Source organism: Victivallis sp., from assembly GCF_048170485.1.
GTDB lineage: Bacteria > Verrucomicrobiota > Lentisphaeria > Victivallales > Victivallaceae > Victivallis.
Genome location: NZ_DBEXAY010000157.1, coordinates 1 through 3801 on the forward strand (window position 1 = coordinate 1; position 3801 = coordinate 3801).

A 3801-nucleotide genomic window follows, 5' to 3' on the forward strand; every position below is an offset into this window, starting at 1 on the left:
ATTGTATTAAATTCAACCTCACCGTAAACGGATACGACTGACATGGTACCGGAAGATATCGCCGGATATATCGAAAAACTGCGGGTGCGCGGCCGCGAACTGGAAGCCGCTCTGGCCGATCCGGCGATCTATGCGAAGACCGAGGAGTGCCGCCGGATCTCCCGCGAGCACCGGAAGCTCGAGTCCCTCTTTGAAAAATTCGACGCCTGGACCGGCGCGCTCGAGCAGATGGCGGAAAACCGCGAAATGCTTTCCGGCGAAAGCGATTCGGAATTGCGCGATCTCATTTCCGCCGACATCGCCGATCTCGAGGCGAAGGCAAAACAGCTGGAGGGGGAGATTCAGATCTCTCTCCTGCCGCCCGACCCGAACGACTCCAAGAACATCATCGTGGAAATCAAGCCGGCCGCGGGCGGTGACGAAGCGGCGCTCTTCGCCGGCGAACTGTTCCGCGCCTATCTCAAATTTGCCGAAAAGCAGCACTGGCACGTGGAGGTGCTCGACCAGAGCGACACCGATCTCGGCGGCATCAAGGATGTTTCGTTCTCGCTCTCCGGCGAGGATGTCTACTCCCTGATGAAGTACGAGAGCGGCGTCCACCGGGTGCAGCGGGTGCCCGCCACCGAAGCGGGCGGGCGCATCCACACCTCGACCGTCACCGTCGCGGTCATGCCGGAGGCGGAGGAGGTTGAGCTGGATATCCGCCCGGAGGATCTGCGGTTCGACGTCTTCCGTTCGAGCGGCCCCGGCGGGCAGTGCGTCAACACCACCGACTCGGCGGTGCGGGTGACCCACATTCCGACCGGACTTTCGGTCGCCAGCCAGCAGGAGAAATCCCAGCATCGCAACAAGGAGATCGCTCTGCGCATTCTCTACGCCCGGATGCTCGAGCTCAAGCAGCGCGAGGAGGCCGACAAGCAGGCCGCCGACAAGCGGTCGCAGGTCGGCACCGGGGACCGCAGCGAGCGGATCCGCACCTACAACTTTCCGCAGAACCGGGTGACTGATCACCGCTTCAACATCAGCACCTTCGATCTGCCGAAGCTGATGGAAGGGGAGTTCGGGCTGATTCTGGACCAGATCCTGATGATCGCCTGCGAACGGCGGCTCGATCAGCTCCGCACGGAGCAGTAGAGGGGCCCGGTCATGCTTGCATTCATCGAAGAGATCGCCCGCGAGGCGGGGCGGATTGCGGTTGAGGGGGGCAGTCATCTTACCTCCGGGCAGATTCATGCCAAGGCGACGCCGACCGACATGGTCACCGAGATTGACCGCCGGGTTGAAGAGTTCCTGGTCGACGCGATCCGGCGGCGCTATCCGGAGCACGGCATCTTCGGCGAAGAGACCGGCCGAAGCGCCGGGAGTTCCGCCTGGTGCTGGGTGATCGACCCCATCGACGGAACCACAAGTTTCATTCACGGATTTCCCTACTATTCCATTTCGATCGCCTGCCGGAAGGAGGGGCGGACCGAGGCGGGGGTGGTTTACGCGCCCCGGCTCGGCGAGCTGTTCCGCGCGGAACGCGGCCGGGGGGCGCAGCTCAACGGCGACACCATTCATGTCTCGGATTGTGCGGAGTTGAAGAGCGCGCTGATGGCGACCGGATTCGCCTGCGTCCGCGCCGGAATCCGGCCGGACAACCTCGATCTGATGCCGGAACTGGTCCGGTCGATTCAGGGGGTGCGGCGTTGCGGGTCGGCAGCGCTCGACCTCTGCAACGTGGCGGCGGGCCGGTTCGACGGCTACTGGGAGTGGGGGCTTCAGCTCTACGACATCGCCGCCGGAGCGCTCATTCTGGAAGAGGCGGGCGGCCGGATTACCGATTATTCCGGCGGCGCGGCATATCCGGAGAAGGGCGTGGCGGCGACCAACGGGTTGCTGCAGGAGAAACTGCTGCCGTTTCTTGCCCGAAAACCGTAACGAAATTTCCCACCGGGAAAACTGAACAGGAAAGTGCATCACCATGAACGATTCCACACGTGAAAACCTCGGTTCCCGGCTCGGGTTCATTCTCCTCACCGCCGGGTGCGCCATCGGACTCGGGAACATCTGGCGTTTCCCGTTTATCTGCGGGCAGTACGGCGGCGCGATTTTCGTGCTGATCTACCTCTTTTTCCTCATCACGCTGGGGTATCCGGTCATGGTGATGGAGCTGGCGCTGGGGCGTGCCAGCCGCCGGAACATTGTCGGCGCCTACACGGTCCTGCCCGCCTCCGGAAAACGGAACTGGCGCCGTCTCGGGATGCTCTTCTTCACCGGGAATATCATTCTGATGATCTTCTACACCTCGGTGACCGGCTGGATGATCGCCTACGCCTGCAAATATCTCTCCGGCAGCATCGCCGGTCTCCCGGCTGAAAAGGTCGGGCCTTTCTTCAACAACTTCCTCGCTTCGCCGGGGCAGATGGTCGGCTATATGCTGATTACGGTGGTGGGTTCTTCGCTGGTGTGCGCGCTCGGGTTGCGGCGCGGCGTGGAGCGGATCACCAAGATTCTGATGGGCTGTCTATTGCTGCTGCTCTTCGGGCTCTGCATCCGCTCCTGCCTGCTGCCGGGAGCGGGGGAGGGGCTGCGCTTCTATCTGGAGCCGAGCTTGAAGTCGATTCAGGATGTCGGTCTCTTCAACGTGATCGTCGCGGCGATGGGACAGGCGTTTTTCACGCTCAGCCTCGGGATCGGCAGCATCGCCATTTTCGGCAGCTACGTCGATCGGACCCACTCGCTGGCGAAGGAGTCGCTGATGATCATCGGGCTGGATACGCTCGTCGCACTGCTGGCCGGCGTGATCATCTTCCCCGCCTGTTTCAGCTATGGCGTGGATGTGGATTCCGGTCCGGGGCTGATCTTCGTCTCTCTGCCGAACGTCTTCAACCACATGGCGGGCGGCCGCTGGTGGGGAATGCTCTTCTTCGTCTTCATGAGCATCGCGGCGCTGACCACGGTGGTGGCGGTGTTCGAGAACCTGATCGGCTTCATGATCGACGAGTGGAAGTTCACCCGCCGCCGGGCGGCGTGGATCAATTGCGCGGTGATCGCGGTGCTTTCGCTGCCGTGCGCGCTCGGCTACAACCTGCTGCAGAACATCCGTCCGTTCGGCGGAAACTCCACCATCCTCGATCTGGAGGATTACATCGTCAGCGATAACATCCTGCCGCTGGGCGGACTGCTGGTGGTGATCTTCTGCAGCTTCCGCGGCGCGTGGGGGTGGGAGAATTTCATCGCCGAGGCGAATACCGGGCACGGCCTCAAGTTCCCGAACCGTGCCCGGTACTACGTCTGCGTGGTGATTCCGCTCTTCATCGCCGGACTTTTCCTGACGGCGCTTTTCCGGCGCTGGTTCCTGTAAGCATCACTCCTGACGGGTCACGTGCCACGCGAGGACGCCGCCGGGGAAGCGGTCGGTCGCGATGGGGAAGGTGTTGCCGGAGACCGGGAGTTCCCCCAGTACGTCGCCGTCGGCTGAGAGAGCCTGAACCTGAAGCGGCGCACCCGGCGCGACCTTCAGCGTCACCTCGGCACTGCCCCGTCGCACCAGCAGCGGCAGTTTGCCCTGGCTGTTGACGAAACGGCAGTCGGAGTCGAAGAAGGTGGCGTCGCTGTTGGAGATGTCGGTCAGGTGAAGCAGCAGGATGCTCCGGCTCTCGGCCAGCTTCTTTCCGTCGAGGGAGAGGGCGGCTATTGTCGCATGAGTGGAGACATCCTTGACGCTGAGGACGCCGCCGGTGGAGAGGTTTCCGGCGGGGAGTGTGACCGATTCCGAGCGCGGGGTGCAGATGGCCAGCGTGCCTGACGGAGCGTCGA

Annotated in this window: 3 protein-coding genes and 1 pseudogene; 3 read left to right on the top strand and 1 reads right to left on the bottom strand. The window is 62.9% G+C overall.

What is annotated here, in order from left to right:
• The first annotated feature begins 42 nt into the window (after positions 1-42).
• Genes prfA through ACMLHG_RS08150 form a run of 3 tightly spaced genes read left to right on the top strand, consistent with a single transcriptional unit; the run spans position 43 to position 3346 of the window.
• Positions 43-1134, top strand: a complete 1092-nt coding sequence (gene prfA, locus ACMLHG_RS08140) for a peptide chain release factor 1 (protein WP_417170184.1) — start codon at positions 43-45, stop codon at positions 1132-1134.
• Positions 1135-1146: 12 nt separating this feature from the next.
• Entirely contained in the window at positions 1147-1920 is a 774-nt protein-coding gene (locus ACMLHG_RS08145) for an inositol monophosphatase family protein (RefSeq protein WP_417170185.1), read from the top strand.
• Positions 1921-1963: 43 nt separating this feature from the next.
• Positions 1964-3346 (top strand): sodium-dependent transporter, encoded by a 1383-nt coding sequence (locus tag ACMLHG_RS08150; protein ID WP_417170186.1) that lies wholly within the window; start codon positions 1964-1966, stop codon positions 3344-3346.
• 3 nt (positions 3347-3349) lie between these two features.
• Here ACMLHG_RS08150 and ACMLHG_RS08155 read toward each other — a convergent pair.
• Positions 3350-3801, bottom strand: a pseudogene (locus ACMLHG_RS08155) (hypothetical protein); the annotation flags it as partial.